The 22,332-nt window shown below is 73.1% G+C and carries 21 protein-coding genes; 4 read left to right on the plus strand and 17 right to left on the minus strand.

From position 1 onward, the window contains the following. Positions 1-32 precede the first annotated feature (32 nt). The gene (locus tag HDA34_RS06375; protein ID WP_182496706.1) at positions 33-965 is read left to right on the plus strand and encodes an iron-sulfur binding domain-containing protein; all 933 of its coding nucleotides are present in this window, start codon (positions 33-35) and stop codon (positions 963-965) included. A gap of 37 nt (positions 966-1,002) precedes the next feature. Here the strand turns inward: HDA34_RS06375 and HDA34_RS06380 are convergent, their stop codons facing one another. From HDA34_RS06380 to HDA34_RS06410, 7 genes are all read right to left on the minus strand, one after another. Beyond that, positions 1,003-1,518, minus strand: coding sequence for an amino-acid N-acetyltransferase (locus HDA34_RS06380; protein WP_065572796.1), 516 nt, complete (start codon positions 1,516-1,518; stop codon positions 1,003-1,005). 96 nt (positions 1,519-1,614) lie between these two features. After that, positions 1,615-1,797, minus strand: a complete 183-nt coding sequence (locus HDA34_RS06385; RefSeq protein WP_041104640.1) for an Rv0909 family putative TA system antitoxin — start codon at positions 1,795-1,797, stop codon at positions 1,615-1,617. Between the two features lie 325 nt (positions 1,798-2,122). Further along, on the minus strand, positions 2,123-4,678 hold the full coding sequence (locus HDA34_RS06390) for an ATP-dependent Clp protease ATP-binding subunit (RefSeq protein WP_063189116.1): 2,556 nt from the start codon (positions 4,676-4,678) through the stop codon (positions 2,123-2,125). A 156-nt stretch (positions 4,679-4,834) separates the two neighbouring features. Next, on the minus strand, positions 4,835-5,137 hold the full coding sequence (locus HDA34_RS06395) for a histone-like nucleoid-structuring protein Lsr2 (protein WP_036314827.1): 303 nt from the start codon (positions 5,135-5,137) through the stop codon (positions 4,835-4,837). A gap of 164 nt (positions 5,138-5,301) precedes the next feature. Further along, positions 5,302-5,541, minus strand: coding sequence for a hypothetical protein (locus HDA34_RS06400; RefSeq protein WP_002856071.1), 240 nt, complete (start codon positions 5,539-5,541; stop codon positions 5,302-5,304). 1 nt (position 5,542) lies between these two features. Next, positions 5,543-7,057 carry a lysine--tRNA ligase gene (gene lysS / locus HDA34_RS06405; RefSeq protein WP_134377530.1) on the minus strand — a complete coding sequence of 505 codons (1,515 nt, stop codon included), beginning with the start codon at positions 7,055-7,057 and terminating at the stop codon, positions 5,543-5,545. Positions 7,058-7,089: 32 nt separating this feature from the next. Next, positions 7,090-8,079, minus strand: coding sequence for a 2-hydroxyacid dehydrogenase (locus tag HDA34_RS06410; protein ID WP_134377531.1), 990 nt, complete (start codon positions 8,077-8,079; stop codon positions 7,090-7,092). Between the two features lie 165 nt (positions 8,080-8,244). Here HDA34_RS06410 and HDA34_RS06415 point away from each other — a divergent pair, with 165 nt between their 5' ends. Together HDA34_RS06415 and HDA34_RS06420 are read left to right on the plus strand one after the other, a co-directional pair. Then, positions 8,245-10,119: an MDR family MFS transporter gene (locus tag HDA34_RS06415; RefSeq protein WP_044658624.1), complete on the plus strand. Its 1,875-nt coding sequence runs from the start codon at positions 8,245-8,247 to the stop codon at positions 10,117-10,119. Further along, positions 10,112-10,621: a MarR family winged helix-turn-helix transcriptional regulator gene (locus HDA34_RS06420; RefSeq protein WP_036314817.1), complete on the plus strand. Its 510-nt coding sequence runs from the start codon at positions 10,112-10,114 to the stop codon at positions 10,619-10,621. Before HDA34_RS06415 ends, HDA34_RS06420 begins: the two co-directional genes overlap by 8 nt. Positions 10,622-10,660: 39 nt before the next feature. Here HDA34_RS06420 and HDA34_RS06425 read toward each other — a convergent pair whose 3' ends face one another. The 10 genes from HDA34_RS06425 to HDA34_RS06470 all read right to left on the minus strand — a co-directional run bounded on the left by HDA34_RS06425 (position 10,661) and on the right by HDA34_RS06470 (position 21,578). Continuing rightward, complete coding sequence (locus HDA34_RS06425; protein ID WP_134377532.1) at positions 10,661-12,724, minus strand: M13 family metallopeptidase; 2,064 nt, start codon at positions 12,722-12,724, stop codon at positions 10,661-10,663. A gap of 149 nt (positions 12,725-12,873) precedes the next feature. Beyond that, positions 12,874-13,356 (minus strand): SRPBCC family protein, encoded by a 483-nt coding sequence (locus HDA34_RS06430; protein WP_049146638.1) that lies wholly within the window; start codon positions 13,354-13,356, stop codon positions 12,874-12,876. 47 nt (positions 13,357-13,403) lie between these two features. Beyond that, the gene (locus HDA34_RS06435; protein ID WP_044658621.1) at positions 13,404-14,102 is read right to left on the minus strand and encodes a DNA-3-methyladenine glycosylase; all 699 of its coding nucleotides are present in this window, start codon (positions 14,100-14,102) and stop codon (positions 13,404-13,406) included. After that, positions 14,099-15,130 (minus strand): pantoate--beta-alanine ligase, encoded by a 1,032-nt coding sequence (panC, locus tag HDA34_RS06440; RefSeq protein ID WP_044658620.1) that lies wholly within the window; start codon positions 15,128-15,130, stop codon positions 14,099-14,101. Before panC ends, HDA34_RS06435 begins: the two co-directional genes overlap by 4 nt. 153 nt (positions 15,131-15,283) lie before the next feature. After that, complete coding sequence (locus HDA34_RS06445; protein ID WP_036338457.1) at positions 15,284-15,982, minus strand: DUF3618 domain-containing protein; 699 nt, start codon at positions 15,980-15,982, stop codon at positions 15,284-15,286. Next, positions 15,979-16,446 carry a phage holin family protein gene (locus HDA34_RS06450; RefSeq protein ID WP_036314802.1) on the minus strand — a complete coding sequence of 156 codons (468 nt, stop codon included), beginning with the start codon at positions 16,444-16,446 and terminating at the stop codon, positions 15,979-15,981. Before HDA34_RS06450 ends, HDA34_RS06445 begins: the two co-directional genes overlap by 4 nt. Beyond that, the gene (locus HDA34_RS06455) at positions 16,443-17,258 is read right to left on the minus strand and encodes a CsbD family protein (protein WP_020625303.1); all 816 of its coding nucleotides are present in this window, start codon (positions 17,256-17,258) and stop codon (positions 16,443-16,445) included. Before HDA34_RS06455 ends, HDA34_RS06450 begins: the two co-directional genes overlap by 4 nt. 216 nt (positions 17,259-17,474) lie before the next feature. Then, the gene (locus HDA34_RS06460) at positions 17,475-18,701 is read right to left on the minus strand and encodes a glycerophosphodiester phosphodiesterase (RefSeq protein ID WP_044659881.1); all 1,227 of its coding nucleotides are present in this window, start codon (positions 18,699-18,701) and stop codon (positions 17,475-17,477) included. 169 nt (positions 18,702-18,870) lie between these two features. Further along, the gene (locus HDA34_RS06465) at positions 18,871-21,033 is read right to left on the minus strand and encodes a S9 family peptidase (RefSeq protein WP_102708237.1); all 2,163 of its coding nucleotides are present in this window, start codon (positions 21,031-21,033) and stop codon (positions 18,871-18,873) included. Positions 21,034-21,128: 95 nt separating this feature from the next. Beyond that, a complete protein-coding gene (locus tag HDA34_RS06470) occupies positions 21,129-21,578 on the minus strand; it encodes a DUF3806 domain-containing protein (RefSeq protein WP_063189136.1) in 450 nt (149 codons plus the stop codon). A gap of 262 nt (positions 21,579-21,840) precedes the next feature. Here HDA34_RS06470 and HDA34_RS06475 point away from each other — a divergent pair, with 262 nt between their 5' ends. Further along, positions 21,841-22,317, plus strand: coding sequence for a low molecular weight protein-tyrosine-phosphatase (locus tag HDA34_RS06475; protein ID WP_070708525.1), 477 nt, complete (start codon positions 21,841-21,843; stop codon positions 22,315-22,317). The last annotated feature ends 15 nt before the right edge of the window (positions 22,318-22,332 follow it).

Genomic DNA, 22,332 nt, shown 5'->3' on the forward strand with positions numbered 1-22,332 from the left:
GGTAGGCGGCGGCGCGCCCTACAGTGGACGCCATGCCCGCGCCCGCCCCGCTCGTCCCGCCCACGGTGGACGTGCCGCACCTGCACGACGCGGTCCTGGGGTGGTTCGCCGTCCACGCCCGGGACCTGCCGTGGCGCAGCCCGGACTGCTCCCCGTGGGGTGTGCTCGTCTCGGAGATCATGCTCCAGCAGACGCCGGTCGTGAGGGTGCTGCCCCGCTGGCGGGAGTGGCTGGAGCGCTGGCCCACCCCCGCGGACCTGGCCGTCGCCCCCACCGCAGACGTGCTCACGGCCTGGGACCGACTCGGCTACCCGCGCCGGGCCCTGCGCCTGCAGGAGGCCGCCCGGGCCGTCGTCGAGCGCCACGACGGCCGGGTGCCGGCCGACCCCGCCGCCCTGCGCGCCCTGCCCGGCATCGGCGAGTACACGGCCGCGGCGGTCGCGAGCTTCGCGTTCGGCATCCCCGAGACCGTCGTGGACACCAACGTGCGCCGGGTGATCGCGCGCGCGGTCGCGGGTGAGGCCCTGCCCGGCAGGTCGCTGACCCGCGCCGAGATGCGCCGCGCCCAGGCCCTGATGCCCGAGGACCCCGTCCGCGCCAACGCGTGGAACGCGGCCGTCATGGAGCTCGGGGCCCTCGTCTGCACGGCCCGCTCCCCCGCCTGCGACCGCTGCCCCCTGGCGGAGACGTGCGCGTGGGTCGCGGCGGGCTCCCCGCCGCCGGCGGAGGTGTCGCGCGGCCAGGCCTGGGCCGGCACGGACCGTCAGGTGCGCGGGGCCGTGATGGCCGCCGTCCGCGAGCACGGGCGCGTGGCCGAGGCGGAGGTGCCCGCCGTCGTCGTGGCCGGGGGGTGGCTCGGGTCGCACCGCCCCGAGGACGCGCAGTGGGCGCGGTGCGTGGCCGGGCTCGTGTCGGACGGGCTGCTGGCCCGGGACGCCGACGGCGGCCTCACCTTCCCGGCCTGACCTCGCCGGGGTACGGGGCGGCCCGCGGTGCGGCGGCTCAGAGGCGGCGGATCATCCGCGTGTTGCCGAGCGTGTTCGGCTTGACCCGGGCGAGGTCCAGGAACTCGGCGACGCCCTCGTCCGTGGAGCGCAGCAGTTCCGCGTAGACCTCCGGGTCCACGGCGGACTGGTCCGCCATCACCTCGAAACCGTGCCGGCGGAAGAACTCGACCTCGAAGGTCAGGCAGAAGACCCGCTCGACGCCCACGGCCCGCGCCCGGCCCAGCAGCTCCTCGATGATCAGGTGCCCGACGCCGGCCCCCCGGTGGGCCTCCGAGACGGCGAGGGTGCGGACCTCGGCGATGTCCTGCCACATCACGTGGAGGGCGCCGAAGCCGGCCAGGGTCCCATCCGCCTCCTCGGCGACCACGAACTCCTGGATGGCCTCGTAGTAGGCCACAGCCTCCTTCTGGAGCAGCACGCGCTCCCGCGCCAGCGGCTCCACGAGCGCCTGGATGACCGGGACGTCCTGGGTCCGCGCCGAGCGGAGGGTGAGGGGGCGGTCGGCAGGCATGGGGTCCAGTCTAGGCACGGACATCCCGACCCCGGACAGACGGGAGCCCCCGTCCCGGCGGACCGGGCGGGGGCTCCCGCGGCGTCGACGGCAGGCTCAGGCCTGCTGCTCGCCCTCGTCCCCGGACAGGAACTTCTCCTGCGCGCCGTCGACACCCTTGTTCACGGTGTCGCCGTGCTCGCCGAGCTTGTCGCCGTGCTGCTCCTGAGCGTTGTCCACGGCCTCGTCGATCTTGTCCGAGTGCTGGTTTGCGAGGTTGTTCAGGTCACCGATACCCATGGGCGGCCTCCTTCTTCTCGGGGCTGCTCCGCGGCCGTCCCGGCGAGTGCCGGGCCGAAGCGGAGACAGGACCACCGTCGAGCGGTCACAGACCACAGTGGCACCGATCCCGCCGCGAGGGAACCCCTCTCGCGCCTGCGGGGAGGCGGGCCGGTTCAGCGGTCCTTCGCGAGGCCGTCCTTGATGCCGGCGGCGGTGTCGCGGACCTCGGCCCCGGCGCCCCGCGGGGGCACCACGACGGCCCGCCGCCTCCTCCCCGAGGGGAGGGGCGACGGGCCGTGGCCACCGGACGCGCGGTCCGGCGTCGTGGGTCAGACCCCGCAGGTCACACGGAGCGGTCGGCGTCCACCGGATCGCCGGCACCGGACTCGAGCTCGGCCAGGTCCGCACCCTCCAGGGCCTCCCGGCCGCCGGAGAACGCGAACGTCAGCTCGGCGCCCTCCCCCTCGCCCGTGGCGTCCACGGTGATGAGGGAGCCGGCCGGGATCTCGCCGAAGAGGATCTTCTCCGAGAGCTGGTCCTCCACCATCTGCTGGATGGTGCGGCGCAGCGGGCGGGCGCCCATGGCCGGGTCGTAGCCGCGGTCCGCGAGCAGGTCCTTGGCGGACTGGGTGAGCTCGATGGACAGGTCCTGCTCCGCCAGGCGCTTGCCGAGGCGGGAGATGAACAGGTCCACGATCTCCACGATCTCGTGCTTCTGCAGCTGCGGGAACACGATCACGTCGTCCACACGGTTGAGGAACTCGGGGCGGAAGTGCTGGCGCAGCTCCTCCTTGACCTTGCCCTTCATCCGCTCGTACCCGGTGGTGGTGTCCGTGGCCGACTGGAAGCCGGTCATGACGCCCTTGGAGATGTCCCGGGTGCCGAGGTTCGTGGTCATGATGATCACGGTGTTCTTGAAGTCCACCACACGGCCCTGCGAGTCGGTCAGGCGACCGTCCTCGAGGATCTGCAGCAGGGAGTTGAAGAGGTCCTGATGGGCCTTCTCCACCTCGTCGAACAGCACCACGGAGAACGGACGGCGGCGGACCTTCTCGGTGAGCTGGCCGCCCTCCTCGTAGCCCACGTAGCCGGGAGGGGCGCCGAACAGACGCGAGACGGTGTGCTTCTCCTGGAACTCGGACATGTCCAGCGTGATGAGCGCGTCCTCGTCCCCGAAGAGGAACTCCGCGAGGGACTTGGCCAGCTCCGTCTTGCCGACGCCGGTGGGGCCGGCGAAGATGAACGACCCCGAGGGGCGGTTCGGGTCCTTCAGGCCCGCGCGGGTGCGGCGGATGGCGCGGGACAGGGACTTGATGGCCTCGTCCTGGCCGATCACGCGGCGGTGGAGCTCCTCCTCCATGTTGCGCAGGCGGTCCGTCTCCTCCTCGGTGAGCTTGAACACCGGGATGCCGGTGGACTTGGAGAGCACCTCGGCGATGAGGTCCTCGTCCACCGTGGCGACGTCGGCGTCCGCACCGGTGCGCCACGCCTGCTCCTTATCGCGGCGCTCGTCCTCGAGCTGCTGCTCCTGGTCGCGCAGGCGGGCGGCGCCCTCGAAGTCCTGGCCATCGATGGCGGCCTCCTTCTGGGTGCGCACCTCCGCGATCCGGGACTCGTAGGCCTTGATCTCCGGCGGCACGGTCATGCGACGGATGCGCAGACGCGCGCCGGCCTCGTCGATCAGGTCGATGGCCTTGTCCGGCAGGTGCCGGTCGGAGACGTAGCGGTCCGCCAGGCCGGCGGCGGCCTTGAGCGCACCGTCGGTGATGGAGACCTTGTGGTGCGCCTCGTAGCGGTCCCGCAGGCCGCGCAGGATCTCCGTGGCGTCCTCGACGGACGGCTCGGCGACCTGGATCGGCTGGAAGCGGCGCTCGAGCGCGGCGTCCTTCTCGATGTGCTTGCGGTACTCGTCCAGCGTGGTGGCGCCGATGGTCTGCAGCTCACCGCGGGCCAGCATCGGCTTGAGGATGCTGGCGGCGTCGATCGCGCCCTCGGCCGCGCCCGCCCCGACGAGGGTGTGGATCTCGTCGATGAACAGGATGATGTCCCCGCGGGTGCGGATCTCCTTGAGCACCTTCTTCAGGCGCTCCTCGAAGTCGCCGCGATAGCGGGAGCCGGCCACGAGGGAGCCGAGGTCCAGCGAGTAGAGCTGCTTGTCCCTGAGCGTCTCCGGGACGTCGCCGCGGTCGATCGCCTGGGCCAGGCCCTCGACGACGGCGGTCTTGCCGACGCCGGGCTCGCCGATGAGCACGGGGTTGTTCTTGGTGCGGCGGGAGAGCACCTGCATGACGCGCTCCATCTCGCCCGCACGCCCGATGACGGGATCCAGCTTGCCGTCGTGCGCGGCCGCGGTGAGGTTGCGTCCGAACTGGTCCAGCACCACGGAGCCGGCGTTCTGGCCGGCCTCGCCGCCCTGGCCCACCCCGGCGCCGGCGGTCTCCTTGCCGCCCTGGGCGCCGCCCTGGTAGCCGGAGAGCAGCTGGATGACCGTCTGACGGACGCGGTTCAGGTCCGCGCCGAGCTGCACGAGGACCTGGGCGGCCACGCCCTCGCCCTCGCGGATCAGGCCGAGCAGGATGTGCTCGGTGCCGATGTAGTTGTGGCCGAGCTGCAGCGCCTCGCGCAGGGACAGCTCGAGCACCTTCTTGGCGCGCGGCGTGAAGGGGATGTGGCCGGGCGGGTTCTGCTGGCCCTGGCCGATGTCCTCCTGCACCTTCTCTCGCACGGCGCCCAGGGAGATGTCCATGGACTCCAGTGCCTTGGCTGCGACGCCCTCACCCTCGTGGATCAGTCCGAGCAGGATGTGCTCGGTGCCGATGTAGCTGTGGTTGAGCATGCGCGCCTCTTCCTGGGCGAGCACGACCACCCGACGGGCGCGGTCGGTGAATCTCTCGAACATGGGCACACTCCTTGCGTACGGTCGTGGTCGACACTACGCACCCGGACCGCGTGCCGCGCGGCTGTTCGCCAGCGGGAGAAGCGGCCCGGCCGTCGTCGGGAGGGGCCGGAACGAGGCCCGGGGACGCCGATTCCTCGACGCACCCGGGCGGGGCGCTCACTTGCGCTTCGCGTTGCGGTAGGCCTCCACCACGTCGCGGTGCAGACGGCCCCGGCTCGAGACCTCGTAGCCGTTCTCGGCCGCCCACTTGCGGATCTGGGCGGCCTCGACCTTGGGCGACGGCGGCGCCACGGCGCGGCCCTTCTTCATGTAGGGCTTCAGGAACTCACGGAGTTCTGCGGCGTGCTCCTTCGACAGGTCGATCTCGTAATTGCGACCGTCCAATGCGAAGTTCACGGTCTCATCTGCAGGCGAACCGTCAAGATCATCCACGAGGACCACTTCTACCTTCTGTGCCAACGGTGATTCCCACTTTCTTCTCTCGTGCGCGTGTCCCTGGGTTCCGGTCTTCGCTCTCGGGGTTCTTTCCCGCGTGCTCACGATTCCGGCCGTGCACTTGTGGTGATTCAAGAATACCGCAACAAAGCCGGGCAGAAGGATTCTTCAACGCCGGGGAAGGAATCTCAGCGGGCGCGGTCCTCCGGATCGGCCTCCGGCCCTCCCTCGGCTCGGCGTCGGGCCGCCCACTCACGGGCCTCGGCCTCCTCGCGGGCCGCCCGCGCGTCCGCGCCCGAGAGCCGGCGGGCCTGACTCTCGCGCTCGCCCGTGTCCGAACGCAGCAGGGAGCGCATCACCAGCCAGAAGATGAGCCCGAGGCCGATCGAGGGGGCGAGGACGGAGAAGTAGTCCCAGAAGTCGGCCATGTCAGGCCTCCGGCTTGAGCAGCGGGAAGAGGATGGTCTCGCGGATGCCGGCGTCCGTGAACAGCATCACCAGGCGGTCGATGCCCAGGCCGATGCCGCCCATGGGCGGGGCGCCGTACTCGAGGGCGCGCAGGAAGTCCTCGTCCAGCTGCATGGCCTCGTCGTCGCCGGCGGCCGCCATCGCCGACTGGGCGGTCAGGCGCTCGCGCTGGATGACGGGGTCGATCAGCTCGGAGAACGCGGTGCCGCGCTCCATGCCGCCGATGATCAGGTCCCAGGCCTCGATGACCCGGTCCTTCGAGCGGTGCGGGCGCGCGAGCGGCTGGGCGGCCGGCGGGTAGTCGTACACGAACGTGGGGTTCATCAGGGTGGGCTCCACGATCTCACCGAACAGCTCGATCACGAGCTTCTCCGCGTCCCACGCGGGGTCCACCTTGACCTCGTGCTCCGCGGCGATCGCCCGCAGCGTCTCGGCGTCCGTGTCCGGGGTGATCTCGCGGCCCACGGCCTCGGACAGCCCCGGGTACACGGCGACCCAGGCCCACTCGCCGTCGAGGTCGATGACGCCCTTCGCGGTCTCGAGCCGACGCCCGGCGCCCACCGCGTCCGCGGCGTTGAGGATGATCTCCTGCATGCGCTCGGCCATGACGTGCATGTCCGCCCACGCCTCATAGGACTCGAGGGTGGTGAACTCGGGCGAGTGGGTCGAGTCCACGCCCTCGTTGCGGAACACGCGGCCGATCTCGAACACGCGGTCGATGCCGCCGACGACGGCGCGCTTGAGGTACAGCTCGGTGGCGATGCGCAGGGTCATCGGCTGGTCGAACGCGTTGAGGTGCGTCTCGAAGGGACGCGCGAGGGCGCCGCCGTGGACGAGCTGGAGCATCGGGGTCTCCACCTCCACGTAGCCGTGGCCCTCGAGGGTGCGCCGCACCGCCGAGGTGACCTTGGCGCGGGTGTAGACCATGCGGCGGGCCTCCTCGCGCACGATCAGGTCCGCGTAGCGCTGGCGGACGCGGGTCTCCTCGTTCAGGTCCGCGTGCAGCACGGGCAGGGGGCGCAGCGCCTTGGAGGCCATCTCCCATGCCGAGGCCATGATGGACAGCTCGCCGCGGCGCGAGACGATCACCTCGCCGGTGACGGAGAGGAAGTCGCCCAGGTCCACGACCTTCTTCCAGTCGGCCAGGGACTCCTCACCGACGGCGGCCAGGGACACCATGACCTGGAGGCGGACGGCCTCCCCGTCCGCGCCGGACTCCTGCAGGGTGGCGAAGCAGAGCTTGCCGGTGTTGCGGAGGAAGACGACGCGCCCGGTCACCGACACGGTCTCGCCCGAGGCCCAGTCAGGCTCGTGGCCGTCGAACCGCTCACGCACCTCGGCCAGCGCGTGGGTGCGCGGCACCTGCACGGGGTAGGCCTCGCGGCCCGAGGCGAGCAGCTGCTCACGCTTGGCGGCGCGGACGGCCTGCTGATCGTGGTGGTCGACGGCGGCGGAGGCGGAGTTCTGGGTGGTCACGGTCCCCGAGTCTACCGACGGCGCCCCGCCGGTCAGCCGCGCACCTCGGGGTTGACGAGGGCCGGGACCTCCGCGCCCGTGGCCATGGCGATCGCGTTGCGCGCGGCCAGCTCGGCCATCGCGGCGCGGGTGTCCCGGGTGGCGGAGCCCAGATGCGGCAGGAGCATCACGTTCTCCAGCTCGGCCAGGCCCGGGGCGAGGGCGGGCTCGTCCTCGTAGACGTCCAGACCGGCGCCGAAGAGCCGCCCCTCGCGCAGGGCGGTGACGAGGGCCGCCTCGTCCACCACGGGCCCCCGGGCCGTGTTGACGAGGACGGCGTCGTCCTTCATCTTCGCGATCACGTCCGCATCCACGAGGTGATGGGTGTCGTCCGTCAGGGGCACGTGGAGGGACAGGACGTCCGCGACCTCGACGTGCTCCTCCCAGCGGACCTGACGGACGCGGCCGGCGAGGTCGCCGAGCTCCGCGGCCGCGACCTCCCGGTGCGCGGGCGGCCGCGGCGCGAACACGACCTCCATGCCGAAGGCGAGCGCACGCTCGGCCACCGCCTTGCCGATCCGCCCGAAACCGGCCAGGCCCAGGGTCGCGCCACGCACGTCCCGGCCCACGAGCAGGTCCGGCGCCCAGCCGTGGAAGCGCCCCTCGCGCACCATCCGCTCGCCCTCGTGGACGCGGCGGGTCACCCCGAGGATCAGGAGCATCGCGATGTCCGCGGTGGCGTCCGTGAGCACGTCCGGGGTGTTGCCGACGGCGATCCCCCGCCGCGTCGCGGCGGCCACGTCCACGTTGTTGTAGCCGACCGCGTAGTTGGCGATGCCCCTGATCCGCGCGTCGGCGAGCACGTCGGCGGTGAACTTCTGGTCCAGGGCCGCGACGACGACGTCGTAGTCCCCCGAGGCCACCAGCCGCGCGAGCGCGGCGTCCCCTCCGACGTCGGCGCCGTCCACCACCTCTCCGGCCTCGCGCAGCATCCCGAGCCCGGGCTCAGGGAGGCGGGTCATGAGCAGGAAACGGGGGGTCACGGCGGGGCCTCACTCTCGGATCGGGGGGAGGACGCGGCGTCGTCCGGCGTGACCAGGCTAACCGCGGACGGCGGGTGCGGCCCGGTCCGACGCCCCTTATGATTGACTCTCGTCAATCATTGACTCATGTCAATCACCGCGCCGCCCCTCCCGCCGAAGGACCCCATGACCCCAACCTCCCCCGCCCCCGAGGCCGTCGCGCCGGCCGGCGCCCCCTCGCTCGAGCGCGCCGCCGCCGACGCCGCGCGCCACCGCTCCGTGCTCCAGGCCCTGACCGGCCTCCTGCTGGGCATGTTCGTCTCGATGATCGCCAACACGGTGGTCTCGACCTCGATGCCGGTGATCATCCACGACATCGGCGGCGACCAGACCGCCTACACCTGGGTCATCACCTCGGCCCTGCTCGCCACGGCCATCGCCACCCCGATCTGGGGCAAGCTGGCCGACCTCGTCAACCGCAAGGTCCTCTTCCAGGTCGCCCTGGCGATCTTCGTCGCCGCCTCCGCGGCGGCCGGGTTCACCCACGATCCGACCTTCCTGATCGTCTGCCGCACCGTGCAGGGCCTGGGCGGCGGCGGCCTCGTCGCGCTCAGCCAGGTGATCATGGCGGACATCATCAGCCCGCGTGAGCGCGGCCGCTACATGGGCCTGTTCGGCGCCGTGATGGCCGTGGCCACGGTGGGCGGCCCGCTCGCCGGCGGCGTGATCACCGACCTGTGGGGCTGGCGCTGGAACTTCTTCGTGGCGGTGCCCTTCGCCGTCGTCGCCCTGGTGATGGTGCAGCGCACCCTCCACCTCCCGCACCGCGAGCGCCAGAAGGTGTCCATCGACTACCTCGGCATCGTGTTCCTGACCGCGGCCACCGCGCTGCTGCTGATCTGGGTCACCAGCGCCGGTCGCGACTTCGACTGGGCCAGCACCACCACCGCGTGGATGCTCGGCGGCGCCGCCGTCGCCACCGTCCTGTTCGTCGTGACCGAGCTGCGCGTCGCCGAGCCGCTCATCCCGCTCACCCTCTTCCGCGACCGCACCTTCACCCTCGCGACGATCGCCTCGATCGCCACGGGCCTGGCCATGTTCGGCTCCTCCGTCTACCTGGCCCAGTACATGCAGCTGGCCCGCGGCGCGACGCCGACCCAGGCCGGCCTCATGACCATCCCGATGATCCTCGGCCTGCTCGTGTCCTCCACGGTGATCGGCGGCCTCATCACCCGCACCGGCGTGTGGAAGCGCTGGCTCGTGATCGGCGCCGTCCTGCTGATCGCCGGCACCGCCCTGCTCGGCACCCTGCACTACGACACCTCCTTCTGGCTGGTGTCCCTCTACATGTTCCTGCTCGGCGCCGGCGTCGGCATGACCATGCAGAACCTCGTGCTCGTGGTGCAGAACACCACCGACCCGCGGCAGATGGGCGTCGCCAGCTCCGGCGTCACCTTCTTCCGCACCCTGGGCGGCAGCATCGGTGTCGCCGTGATGGGCGCCGTGGTCTCCAACGTGGTCCCGGACCGCATCGAGGAGCGCCGCGCGGACCTCGCCGCGGCCCTGCGCAGCCTGGGCCCGGACGCCGCCGAGTGGTCCGAGAGCCTGCAGTCCAGCACCCTGCCACGCGTGGCAGAGATGCCCGACGGCCTGCGCTCGATCTTCGAGGACGTCTACGCCACCGGCATCTCCCACGCGTTCCTCGTGGGCGTGCCCCTCGCAATCGTCGCGCTGATCGCGATCCTGTTCCTGCCGAACATCCCGCTGGGTCGCATGACCACCTCCGAGCGCCTCCACGCCACCCGCGCCGACCTGGCCACCCACTCCACGGCCGAGGCCATGCAGACGCTGCCCGCGACCGGTCCGATCCCCGTGGTGACCGCGGCGCAGGGGCAGCATCCGGCCGAGGACCCGGAGGAGTCCCGGGCGGTGGCGGCCGAGCGCCCGGCGACGGCGTCGCCGGTGGCCGGCCGGCCCGTCGTCCCCGCGGCGCTGGCCGTGGCGGGGACGGCCCTGCTGGCGGCCGTCGTCACCGCGCTGGTCCGGGCCCGCCGTGGCTGACGGCGCCCCGGACCCGGGCAGAGGCGGCGACGACGCGGGCTTCGAGGCCGCCGTCCAGGGGCTCGAGCAGGCGTTCTCGCGTCTGGTCCTGCAGCACCGCCAGGTGATGGTCCGCTACGCGGCGGCCCTCAGCCCGGCCCTGTCCGTCGGGGCGATGAAGGCGTTCATGATGCTGGCCAACGAGGGGACCATGACGCCCTCGGCCGTGGCCGAGGGCCTGCTGGTGGACCGCGCCCAGGTCTCCCGCATGGTCCGCGACCTCGAGGCCGCCGGGCTGATCACCCGAGAGCCGGACCCGCGGGACCGCCGCTCCGCCCTCCTGAGCGCCAGCCCCGAGGGGCTCGCCCGCCTCGACGCAGTGCGCGGCGGCCCGGCGGGTCGCGGGCTGCGCGACGACCTGGCGCGCTGGGACCGCGAGGACATCCGGACGCTGACGCGCCTGCTGGACCGGCTGGCCGCCGAGCGTCAGACCCGGATGCAGGACCCCGCCGAGTCCGAGTGAGCCGCCGGCCGGACCCGCGGGCCCGGCCGGCGGGCGGGATCACCAGATGGTGACGCGCTCCTCCGGGGCCAGCCACATGGGATCCCCCTCGCGCGTGCCGAACGCCTCGTGGAAGGCGTCGATGTTCTTGACCACCTGGTTGCAGCGGAACTCGTTGGGCGAGTGCGGGTCCGAGGCGATGCGGGTGACCATGGCCTCCGGTCGCGTGAGCTGACGCCACACGGTGGCCCAGGCGGTGAAGAACTCGCGGTCCCCCGCCGCGGCGTCGAGGGAGGCGCCGTCGCCCTCGTCCCGCCAGATCTCCAAGGCGCGGTGGGCGATGCCCAGGCCGCCGAGGTCGCCGATGTTCTCCCCCAGGGTGAACTCGCCGTTGACGCGGTGGTCCGGGGCCTCGGCCGGGGAGAGCGCGTTGTACTGGGCCACCAGCCGGGAGGTGCGCTCGGTGAACGCCGCGCGGTCCTCCTCGGTCCACCAGTCCTCGAGCCGACCGGCGCCGTCGTACCGCGAGCCCTGGTCGTCGAAGCCGTGGCCGATCTCGTGGCCGATCACGGCGCCGATCGCCCCCAGGTTCGCGGCCATCGAGGCCTCGGGGTCGAAGAACGGGGGCTGCAAAATGGCGGCCGGGAAGACGATCGCGTTCTCGAGCGGGGAGTAGTACGCGTTCACCGTCTGCGGCGTGATGTGCCACTCCTCCGGGTCCGGCCCGTCCGCGATCTTGCGCAGGTCCCGCTCCCACTCGAGCTCCGAGGAGGAGCGGGCGTTGCCCAGCAGGTCGCCGGCGTGGACCTCGAGGGCGGAGTAGTCCAGCCACTTCGAGGGGTAGCCCACCATGGGGCGGAACATCGCCAGCTTCTCGAGCGCCCGCTGACGGGTCTCCTCGCCCATCCACTCGAGCTCCTCGATGGACCGGCGATAGGCCTCCTGGAGCAGGCCCACGAGCTCGTCCATCGCGGCCACGTGGCCCTGCGGGAAATGGCGGGCCACGTAGAGCTGCGCCACGTCCTCGCCGGCCGCCCCGTTGACGAACGCGACCGCGCGCTTCCAGCGGGGGCGGACCTCCTCGGTGCCGGCCAGGCGGCGGCCGTAGAAGGAGAAGTTCTCCTGCACGAACGCGTCCGGCAGGAAGCCGGCGAAGGAGCGCAGCACCTGCAGGATCAGCCAGTGACGCCAGTCCTCGAGGTCGGCGGCCTCGGGTCCCTCGAGCAGCCCCTGCACACCGGAGAGGAAGTCCGGCTGCCACACCACGACCTCCGCGGCGCGCTCGCCGGCGGCGTCCACGCCCTCGAGCCACGCGTCGGCCAGGGGGAAGAGCTCCGTCAGCCGGTCGTGGGTCATGGGGTTGTAGCGGGCCACGGCGTCCCGGCTGCGGACCAGGTCCCAGTGCAGGGCGGCGATGCGCTTCTCCAGCTCCACCACCCGGACGCCCAGCGCGGCGGCCTCGTCCCGGTCCGCGCCGATCCCGGCCAGCGTCAGCAGGCGGCCGGTGTGCTCGGTGTACTGCGCGAGGATCTCGGCGTAGGCCTCGTCCCGGTAGTAGGACTCGTCCGGCAGGCCCAGGCCGCCCTGGAGCAGGTGCAGGAGCATGCGGCCCGGGTTCCCGGCGTCGTTGAGGGCACCGGTGTTGATGAGGCCGGAGACGCCCTGGCGCTGCAGTCGCCCGGACAGGGCGAGCAGCTCCGCGGGGGTGGACACGGTGGCCACCGCCGCCAGGTCCGAGGCGATCGGCTCGAGGCCGCGGGCCTCCACGGTCTCGTCGTCCATGAAGGAGGCGTACAGCGCGGCGATCCGGCGCTTGAGCTGCGGATGCTCGGTGCCCTCCGCGTCCTCCTCGTCCAGCGGAGCGAGCGGGACGTCCCGGTGCCCGCCAGCCGCGGCCGTGGCCTGCACGCGCGCCTGGGCGGGGTCGAAGCCCGTGCCGACCTCGCGCACGGCGTCCTCGCACAGGCGCCGGACGGCGAGCTCGGCCGCGTCCCGCAGCTCGAGGAACGCGCCGTAGGCACCCTGGTCCGCGGGGATCTCATGGGTGTCCATCCACCCGGCGTTGACGTGGCGGTACAGGTCCTCGCGCGGCGACGGGACGCGGGGCTCGGCGGTGGCGGTCACGGCGGATCCTCCTGGACGTGGGGGGTGGGACGGTCTCGCACGGCACTCTAGCCGTGACACCGGACACGACGACGGACACGCACCCTGGTCGGGTGCGTGCCCGTCGTCGTGGGGACGGCCGGCACGGGGCCGCCGTCGGGAAGCGGGGGTCAGCCGACCTCGGCGGCCAGCTTCGCGAGCGACTCCTCCATCTGCTCCTCGGAGACCATCGGGAAGAGGTTCTTCTCCAGCAGCTCCGGGTCGGTCACGGCGGTCCAGTCGTAGGTGAGGGACACGTCCGTGCTGCCGGAGCCGTTGTCCTCGAGCCGGTAGACCCACTGCCAGCCCTTGGGCTCGGTGCCGGCGGGGGCGGTCTTCCAGCCGACCAGCTTGTTCGGGTCGTAGGCGACCACGTGATTGTCGGTCTGGTAGTCGCCACCCATGTGCTCCGCGTGCATGTTCATGGTGAACACGTCGCCGACCTTCTGGATGCGCTGGGTCTTGTCGTCGGACTGCACCATGCCCGAGCCGTCGAACTTCGCGTGGTTCGCGGGCAGGGTCAGGAAGTCGAACACGTCCTTGGCGGACGCGTCGATGGTCCGGGTGACGGTCTGCTGGGTCTCGCCGTGGGCGGTCTTGTTCATCTCGGTCATGGGATCAACCTAGGCACGGGGCCGGGGCGGTCGACAAGGTCTGGGGGTCAGTCCGGCACGTTGCGGCCACGCCGGAACGCGGACACGCTGCGGTGGCCGGCCACGCTGAACCGCCACGGGAAGCGCACGGAGCCGCCCTCCCCCGAGACGCCGACGCGCGGGCCCGTCACGACCTCGGTCGGCGGCTCGGCCGGATCGCGGGGCGCGGGCGGGGCCAGGAGGAACCGGGCGGGCGCGGCCGGCGCGGCGAGGCGGGCCGGGGTGCCGCCGTCGTCGGACACCTCCGGCGGCGAGGCGACGATCTCCACGGGCGCGTGGCCCATCTCCAGGGTGATGCCGAGGCCCTGGCCGAGGTTGCCCGGCCCGGAGAGCAGCTTGGGGCCGGTGTCCCGGCCGCGGCGGGCCACCGCGAGGTCCCCTCCCGCGAGCACCTCGGCCGCACGCAGCAGCACACCGCCGGCCTCCCCCTCGGGGTGGCCCACCAGGTTCAGGCAGCGGTGGATGCCGTAGTTCAGGTACACGTACGTGCGCCGCGGCGGCCCGAACAGCGCGGCATTGCGCTCGGTGCGACCGCGGAACGAGTGGGCGCCGGGGTCTGCGCCCGCGTTCCCGTACGCCTCGGTCTCGGTCAGCCGCACGGTGACGGCGCCGTCCGGGGCGACGACGGTCAGCCGGCACCCCAGCAGCGTCGCGGCGAGCGCGGGCGAGGGGCCGTCGAAGGCGGCGGCGAGACGCTCCGGGGTCACGGCAGCGGCCCCGCGGCGGGCAGCACCATGGTGTCGATCAGCCGGACGGGCGGCACGTGCGCGGCCACGAGGGCGAGGGCCTCGCGGCGCAGCGGCTGGCACAGCAGCTCCGGACCGAGCTCGGCGAAGGTGTCCCGGTCCACCACCACGAGGTGGTCCAGCTCGACGCCCGGCTCGTCCTCGACCATCCGGCGCGCGGCCTGGACGTCGACGGGCTCACCGGCCGCCGCGGCGTCGGCCAGGGAGCGCAGGGCGCGGCTGAGGACGAGCGCGTGTTCCAGGCCCGCGGCGTCCAGGCGGGTGTTGCGGCTGGAGAGCGCGAGGCCCTCGGGCGAGCGGACGATGGGCACGGCGCGGACGTCGACGTCGATGTCGAGGTCCGTGGCCAGGCGGCGCAGGACGGTGAGCTGCTGCGCGTCCTTCTGGCCGAAGTAGCTGCGCAGGACCGGCGCCGCCGGGCGCACGATGTTCCACAGCTTCGCCACGACGGTGGCCACGCCGTCGAAGTGGCCCGGGCGGGAGGCGCCCTCGAGGACCTCCCCCATGCGGCCGGCGGAGACGGTGACGATCGGCGCGTCCGGGTAACCCGGGTACATCTCCTGCACGTCCGGGGCGAACACGACGTCGGCGCCCGCCGCCGCCAGCAGGTCCAGGTCCGCGTCGAGGGTGCGCGGGTAGTGCTCCAGGTCGGCCGGATCGCCGAACTGGAGCGGGTTCACGAAGATGCTGACCGCGACGACGTCGTTCTCGGCGCGGGCCCGCCGCACCAGGGCCGCGTGGCCGCCGTGGAGGGCGCCCATCGTGGGGATCAGGCCGACGGTGACGGGCTCGGCGTCGCCGTCGTCCGTGGCGTGGGCGACGAGCTCACGGAGAGCGGAGCGCATCTCGGCGACGGTCCGGGCCAGACGCGGGCGCGCGGAGACGCCGTCGGCCTCGGCCGTCACGGGAGCGGGGAGGGCGTCCTCGAGGGTCAGGCCGGTGCCGGCGGGGACGGGGCGCTGGTCGGGGACGCGGTCGAGAGGGGTCACCCTCCGAGTCTAGGCACGGGGCCTCGGGGAGGACTTCCGCCTCACCACGCGCATCTGGTCCAAGGCCTGAGCCGCGGGCCGGATTCGGCCCCAAACGCGCGACGCCGGCCAGTCCCGTCAACGGGACCGGCCGGCGTCGTGCTCGGGTCGGGCTCAGGCGTCCTTCGCGGTGTCCTTCACCTGGCGGGCGGCGTCCTGGGACTCCGCCTTGAGGTCCTGCGCCGTGTCCGTGCCCTGCTCCTTGAGGTGGGAAGCGGCCTCGGCAGCCGACTCCTTCACGCTCCCGGCGGCCTCGCGGGCGGCGGGCTCGAGGTCCTCGCGCAGCTGCTGGGCGGCCTGCTTGGCCTCGTCCACCAGCGGGGCGGCCTGCTCCTTGAGGCCCTCCGCGGCGCGCTGCTCCACGCGTGAGGCGGGGATCAGCGAGCTGAGCAGCAGGCCGGCGCCGAAGGCGATCAGCCCGGCGGCCAGCGGGTTGCCCGCGGTGCGGCCGCGCAGCTGAGCCGGGGCCTGCTGCAGGGCGAGCTGGGCGTCGTCGGCCCACTCGGACACGCGGTCGCCGGCATCGCCCAGGCGGTCCTGGGCCTGGCCGGCAGCGTCGTACGCGGAGGCCCGGGCGTCGTCGATCACCCCGTGGGCGCGATCGCCCAGCGAGGGCTCGTGGCGGTGCTGCTCCGGGGAGCCCATGATGTTCTCCTTCGCGTGGATGAAGCCGTCCTTGATGCGGTTGGTCTGCCGGGACACGGCCTTCGTGGGGCTCACCTTCTCGGCGAGGGCGTCCACGTCCTGGCCGAGCTCGCGGCGCGTACGCTCGATGTCGGCGCGGATCTCATCGGGGTTGTTGCTCGTGGTCATCGCGTCTCCTTCGCGGGGTTCAGGGTCTCGGGGATCTCCTGAAGCGTCTCCTGGGTCTGCGGCAGACCCTTGATCTTCTCGATGTCCTTCTTGCCCTGCACGGCCAGCACGGCCGCCACGACGCCCCACAGCACGGCCACGATCAGCGCGGCCCAGCCGATCGGCAGGAACACGTCGAGCAGGTGCATCAGGGCGAGGGACAGGAACATCAGCAGGAAGAAGCCGCCGACGGCGGCGCCGGCCAGCAGCCCCGCCCCCTTGCCGGCCTTCTTCGCGGACTCGGTGGCCTCGGCCTTGGCCAGGGCGATCTCCTGGCTGACCAGCGTCGACAGCTTGGCCGACAGGCTCTGGAACATCTCGCCGAGGCTCTCGTGCTCGGCGCGGAACTCCGCCTGCGTGGGCGGCGGGGTGTGCGCGCCGGAGTGCGGCGTCGCGTCGCGGAACGGCTCGTGGGCGGTGCTCATGCGTCACCCCCGGGCCGGGTCTGGTCGAACGGCCGCTCGGCGGTCAGGCCCTGCTGGACCGGTGCCTGCGTGCCGTACGGGACGTCCCCGACGCCGGCCGCGCGGCGGGGCCCGGCGCCGTCCGCGACGCGGCCGTCGGCCTGGGAGAGCGAATCGCTCGAGTAGGCCGGGGCCTGCGAGTCCAGGTGGTGCGGAGTCACGTCCGCGTGCACCGCGTCCGGACGGGTCTCGTGACGGCGCGGCGAGGTGGAGGCGGTGGAGTCGGGCTGGGCGGCGTCGCGGATGCCGCGCGTCAGTCGACCGGCCACCAGCCCGGCGCCCAGGGCGAGGGCCAGGAACGTGCCCGGACGGCGAGCGGCGAAGCCGCGCACGTCCTGCAGCAGGTCCTGCGGGGAAGCGGTCTCCAGGCGCTGGGTCAGGGCCTCGGCACGGTCCGCCACCGAGGCGACGCCCTGGCGCACCAAATCGGTCTGCGGCTGCTCACCGGAGACCACGCGGTGCAGGTCGTCGGTGTAGCTGCGCACCTGGCCCGCGAGCCGCTCCTGCTGGGTCTGCACCTGCGCGCCGACCTGCTCCTGGGCGGAGCCGACCAGCGACTGCACCTGGTCAGCGGCCTCGTCCTTCACCTGGCCGGCCTCGTGCTTGGCGGTGGCCGCGAGGTCCTGGGCCTTGTCCTTGGCGTCGTGGGCCACGGCCTTCGCCTGGCCCTGGGCCTCGCCCGCGGCCTGCTGGGCCTTGCCCTTCGCCTGGTCCTTGGCGTCACGGCCCTCGGCTGAGGAGCCGTGGGCGTTCTTCGGCGTGTTCGTCGTCATGCTGTGCCTTCCTTCGTCCGGGTCGGCGTCCCTCATGGCCGGCCCTTCTGGCCGTCCACGTCACCGGGTCCACCGGTCTTGAGCGCCAAGGTAAGCACCGCAGGGACCCTGCCGGAAGACCTCGGGTCCGCCGGGATCGGTCGACGCAACACGCGTGCCGCCGCGCCCCCCACCGGGCCGGGCGGCGCGACGGCGTCGTCTCCGGTCGGGACGGGGTCAGCGCACCTTCAGGCCCCGCTGGGCGGTCTTGCCGACGCCCCGGCCCGGGTGCTCCTTCTTGCCCTGCATCCAGACGTCCACGGCCTGCACGCCGAGGTCGGGGTGGTCGGTGAAGAAGCCGTCGATGCCGGCGTCGAGGAACGGCTGGATCATGCCGACCATGTCGCCCTGTGCGTTCCGGTCCGTGGAGGAGCGGAACTCCGTGTAGAGGAACTGGTTCTCGGCGCGGAAGGTGTACGGCACCACCTCGAGGCCCGCGCGGTGGGCGAGGGAGACGAACGCGGTCTCCTCGCCCATCGAGCCGTCCTTCTCCTTGGTGATGATCTGCGCGAAGGCCGGGCCGAGCGTGTCGACGCCGGCCGCGCGGATCTCGCGCATGCCCGCGGCGGTCTCGTAGAAGTCGTAGTCGCGGAGTTCGTCGCCGGCGGCCACGGAGTCATAGGGTGCGCCGGTGACGCTGGAGAGGAACACCGTCTCGGCCTTGAGGCCGAGGTTCTCGTTGAGATCGCGCAGGTTGGCGAGTTCGAAGGACTGCACGGTGGCGGGGGCGTTGCGCTTGTTCAGGCCGTGCTCGTCGAGCAGCTCGACGACGCGCTCCTCCATGGACAGGCCGATGGAGTCGAAGTAGGTGGGGTGCTTGATCTCGGGGATGACGCCGATCTCGCGGCCGTGCCGGGCCGAGAGGCGCTCCCGCAGCTCGAGCACCTCCTCGAAGGTGGGCACCTGGTACCGGCCGTCGTAGGACGCGGACTCGGGGCGGACCTGCGGCAGGCGCTCCTTGGCGCGCAGGGTCTTGAGCTCGGCGAGGGTGAAGTCCTCGGTGAACCAGCCGGTGAGGGCCACGCCGTCGACGACCTTGGTGGTCCTGCGGTCCGCGAACTCGGGTCGCTGGGCGACGTCCGTGGTGCCGTCGATCAGGTTCTCGTGGCGGACCACGAGCACGCCGTCCTTGGTGGAGACCAGGTCCGGCTCGATCACATCCGCGCCCTGGGCGGCGGCCAGCTCGTAGGCGGCCAGGGTGTGCTCGGGGCGGTAGCCGGAGGCACCACGATGACCCACGACGTCGGGACGCACTACGGGCTTGCCCGTGACGGACTGCGCGGCGGCCGGGGTCTCCGTTGCGGCGGGGGCGGCGACGGCCGGGGCGGCCAGCGGGGCGCTGACGGCGACGGCGGCGGCGAGGGCCACGAGGCCGCGGGCGGCGTGACGACGGACGGAGGTCATGGAACGGTCCTTTCCGGGGGGGATGACCGCTCCAGTGGGCCAGATCCGGGTGTCGGCCGGGTGGCCCCCCTCCGGCCACAGCCGGCCCGTCCGGTGAACAGCCGGTGACGGGCGGCTGATCGGAGAGGTTCAGCCGCCCGTCACGATGCGCGGCACCGGGCCCGGCGACTCAGCCCGCCGTCGACGACGGCCGCGTCAGTCCCAGCGTCTCCGGGGCCGTCGGGGCGCTGTCGCCGAGGACGTGCTCGCCCAGGAAGCCGAGGACGACCTCGTACCAGACCTTCGCGTGCTGCGGGGCGAGGATCCAGTGGTTCTCGTGGGGGAAGTAGAGGAACCGGTGGTCGGTGGTGCCGTCCGCGGCGGCCGGCCGCCCGGACTTCGCCAGCAGGTCCGACCACAGGCGCAGCCCCTCGCCGATCGGCACGCGGTAGTCCTTATCGCCGTGGATGACGAGCATCGGGGAGACGATCTCGCCCACGAACCGGTGCGGAGAGTTCTCCTGCTGCATCTGCTCGTCCATCTCGCGGGCCCAGTAGAACGCGGCGTCCGTCGTCGGGCCGAAGCCGTCCAGCGCCCACAGCGAGGCGTGCGTGACCACGCACCGGAACCGGTCGGTGTGCCCGGCCACCCAGTTCGCCATGTAGCCGCCGAACGAGCCGCCCATGGCGGCGGTGCGGTCGCCGTCGACGTCCTCACGCGCCACGACGGCGTCCGTGAGCGCCATCAGGTCCGTGTAGGGCGCCTGGCCCCAGCGGCCCCAGCCGCGTTCGATGAAGTCCTGGCCGTAGCCCGTGGACAGCGCCGGGTCCGGCAGCAGCACCGCGTAGCCGCGCGCCGCCATGATCCACGGGGTCCAGCGCCAGCTCCACGCGTTCCACGAGCCCAGGGGCCCGCCGTGGATCCACAGCAGCAGCGGGTGACCGCCGGCCGGCGCCTCCCCCTCGGGGAGCACGAGCCAGCCGCGCACGTGCGTGCCGTCCTCGGCGACGGTCTCCACGTCCTCGAGGGTGCCCGGGATCGCGGGGCGCTCCACGGGGTTCGGCAGGCGCGTGGTCTCGCCCGTGGCCAGGTCGATCCGCGCCACCTCCGGCGGGAACAGGTAGGAGGAGCGGACGCCGTAGGCCGTGGCCCCGTCCGGGGAGAGCACGATGTCGGTCCACGCCTCGTCCTCCCGGGTCACCTGCGCGACGGCGCCGGTGGCCACCTCGATGCGGAACACCGGGCGGCGGCCCTCGGAGTCCGCGAGCGCGATCACCGCGGAGTCGTCCGGCAGCCACGCGACGACGTCGGCCCAGCGGTCCCAGCCGTGGGCCAGGGGCGTGGTCTGGCCCGTGGCCGTGTCCATCACGTACAGGCGCGGGTGCACGGCGGAGTGCGGGGTGGAGTCGGGGGTGCGGACGACGACGGCGCGCGTGCCGTCATGGCTGACGGGGCCGACGGCCACGTCCTCACCGGGGACGTCGTGCAGGACGCGGTGCTCGCCCGTGGCCAGGTCCACGCGCACCACCGTGCCCTCGCGCACGTTGCCGCGAGCCTCGGCGGTGGCGGCCGTGGTGAGCAGGAACGAGCCGTCCGGGGCCACCTGCGCGCCGATCCCGAACGCGTGGGAGCGCGGGAATCCGGAGACGTGGCGCAGGTGGTGCGCCACGTCGTCGGCCTCGGGAGCCAGGCCGGAGGCGGCGGGGCCGGGCTCGGCGGCGTCGGCGTCCGTGGCGGGCTCACCCTGCGGGTCCGGGCCGGGCTCGAGGACGAAGAGCTCGGGGCGGGCGGGGCCGAGGTCGTGGTCCCAGAAGCGGATGGGGTAGCCGGTGTGCAGGATGGCGTCCACACCGGCGTCCTTGCGGGTCTGCGCGAGGGCCGCGTGCTCGGCCTCGGTGGTGGCGCCGAGCAGCCGGTCCGCCGTGACGACCACGCGGTCCGCCGCAGAGGCGCACGTGACCGCGGCGACGCCGCCCGGGCGGGAGAGCACCACGCGCGCCTCGCCGCCCCGGGCCGGCAGGGCCCACAGGGCGCTGCGCTTCTCGGCCTCGGCGTCGGCGGGGTCGGGACGGGCGGAGGTGAAGAAGAGGGTGCCGTCCGCGGCGAACTGCGCGCCGGCCTCGCCCTCGCGGGAGCGGGTCAGGCGGTGGGCGGGGCGCTTGCCCGCGGGGTCGACCTCCCAGAGGGCGGTGGCGTAGCCGGTGCCCTTTGCGTCCCGGGCGGCGACGGTGGTCACCAGGCGGGCGCCGTCCGGGCTGAGGGTGAGACCGGCGACGCGCGGCAGCGCGGTGAAGGCGTCGAGGTCGTGGAAGGGGGTGGCGGGGGCGGCCGGGGTGTCCGGGGTGGAGGTCATGCGTTCGTTTCTATCGGCCCGCACGTGATCCGGGCAACACGGAGGGCGGCGGGGTGGTGGCGTCGACGGCGGGCCGCCCCGGTGCCCGCCGCGCCTCAGGCGCCGGGCCGCGTGCCGGCGTCGGCCCGGATCTGCTGGAGCTGTTCGCCGAGCCAGTCGACGTACCCGCCCATCCACTCCCCCGTGGCCTGGTGGTTCCAGCTCTGGCCGACCACCGGCTGCGGGAAGACGACGGCGTCCGAGAGGGTGTCCCGCAGCGCGAGGGCGGGCCCCTCCTCATCCGCGACCGTCACCCACTGCATGCCGTGGCGCGCACCCAGGTGCTCGCCGAGCAGCACCGCGACGACGTCCAGCAGCACCGCCAGCTCCTCGGGGTCCAGCTCGTCGGCCTCCGCCTGCGAGCGGGCCAGCACGGCGTCGTAGTACGCGGCGACCGCGTCCAGGTCCAGGTGGTCCACGCCCTCCTGCGCGGCGAAGTCGCGACGGACGCGCACCCACTCCCGCTCGGGCTCGGTCAGGGGGCTCATCTCGGGCTGGTCGGTCATGGCCTCCATCCTGCCAGGCGCGCCGGGCGCCACCGTCGCCGGAACAAACGGTGCCGGCCGCGCTTTCGTTCGAGAAGCGGCGGCGTGTCGCAGCGCTTTCGTTCGAGAAACGGCGAGGAACCGGGGGGACACACCGCCGGAGGCCTGCGATCCCCCAGCGGGAGCACTCGTGGACGCGCCCGATGTCGTGCCGCCAGCGACGAGGCGAGCGTGCGGGCCGTCGTCGTCCGCCGCCCCCGACCGGACTTGAGACACTGGCCCCATGCGCATCATGACCGTCTGCCTGGGGAACATCTGCCGCTCGCCCGCCGCCGAGGCCGTGCTGAACCGCAAGCTCGCGGAGGCCGGTCTCGACGACGTCGAGGTCACCTCCGCCGGCACGTCCGACGAGCACGTGGGCGCCCGGCCGCATCACCTCACCCGCGAGGTCGGCGGCGAACTGGGCTACGAGTTCCCGACGGTGGGGGTGCAGCTGTCCGCCGACCTCGTGGACGAGGCCGACCTGATCCTGGTGATGGACGAGGCCAACCTCGCCGACGCGCGGCGGCTCGCGACCACGGACGAGCAGCGGGACCGGATCCACCTGATGGGCGAGTTCGCGTCGGATGCGGACAGCGCCGGGGTGCGCGAGGTCCCCGATCCGTACGGGTGTCCGCGGCCGCAGTTCGAGGAGATGTACCGGCAGATCGAGGACGCAGCAGACGGCGTCGTCGCCGCGATCCGCGACGGCCGCCTCTGACGGCCGGGGCGCGGC

The sequence above is a fragment of the Micrococcus luteus genome (genome assembly GCF_014138885.1).
Lineage (GTDB): Bacteria > Actinomycetota > Actinomycetes > Actinomycetales > Micrococcaceae > Micrococcus > Micrococcus luteus.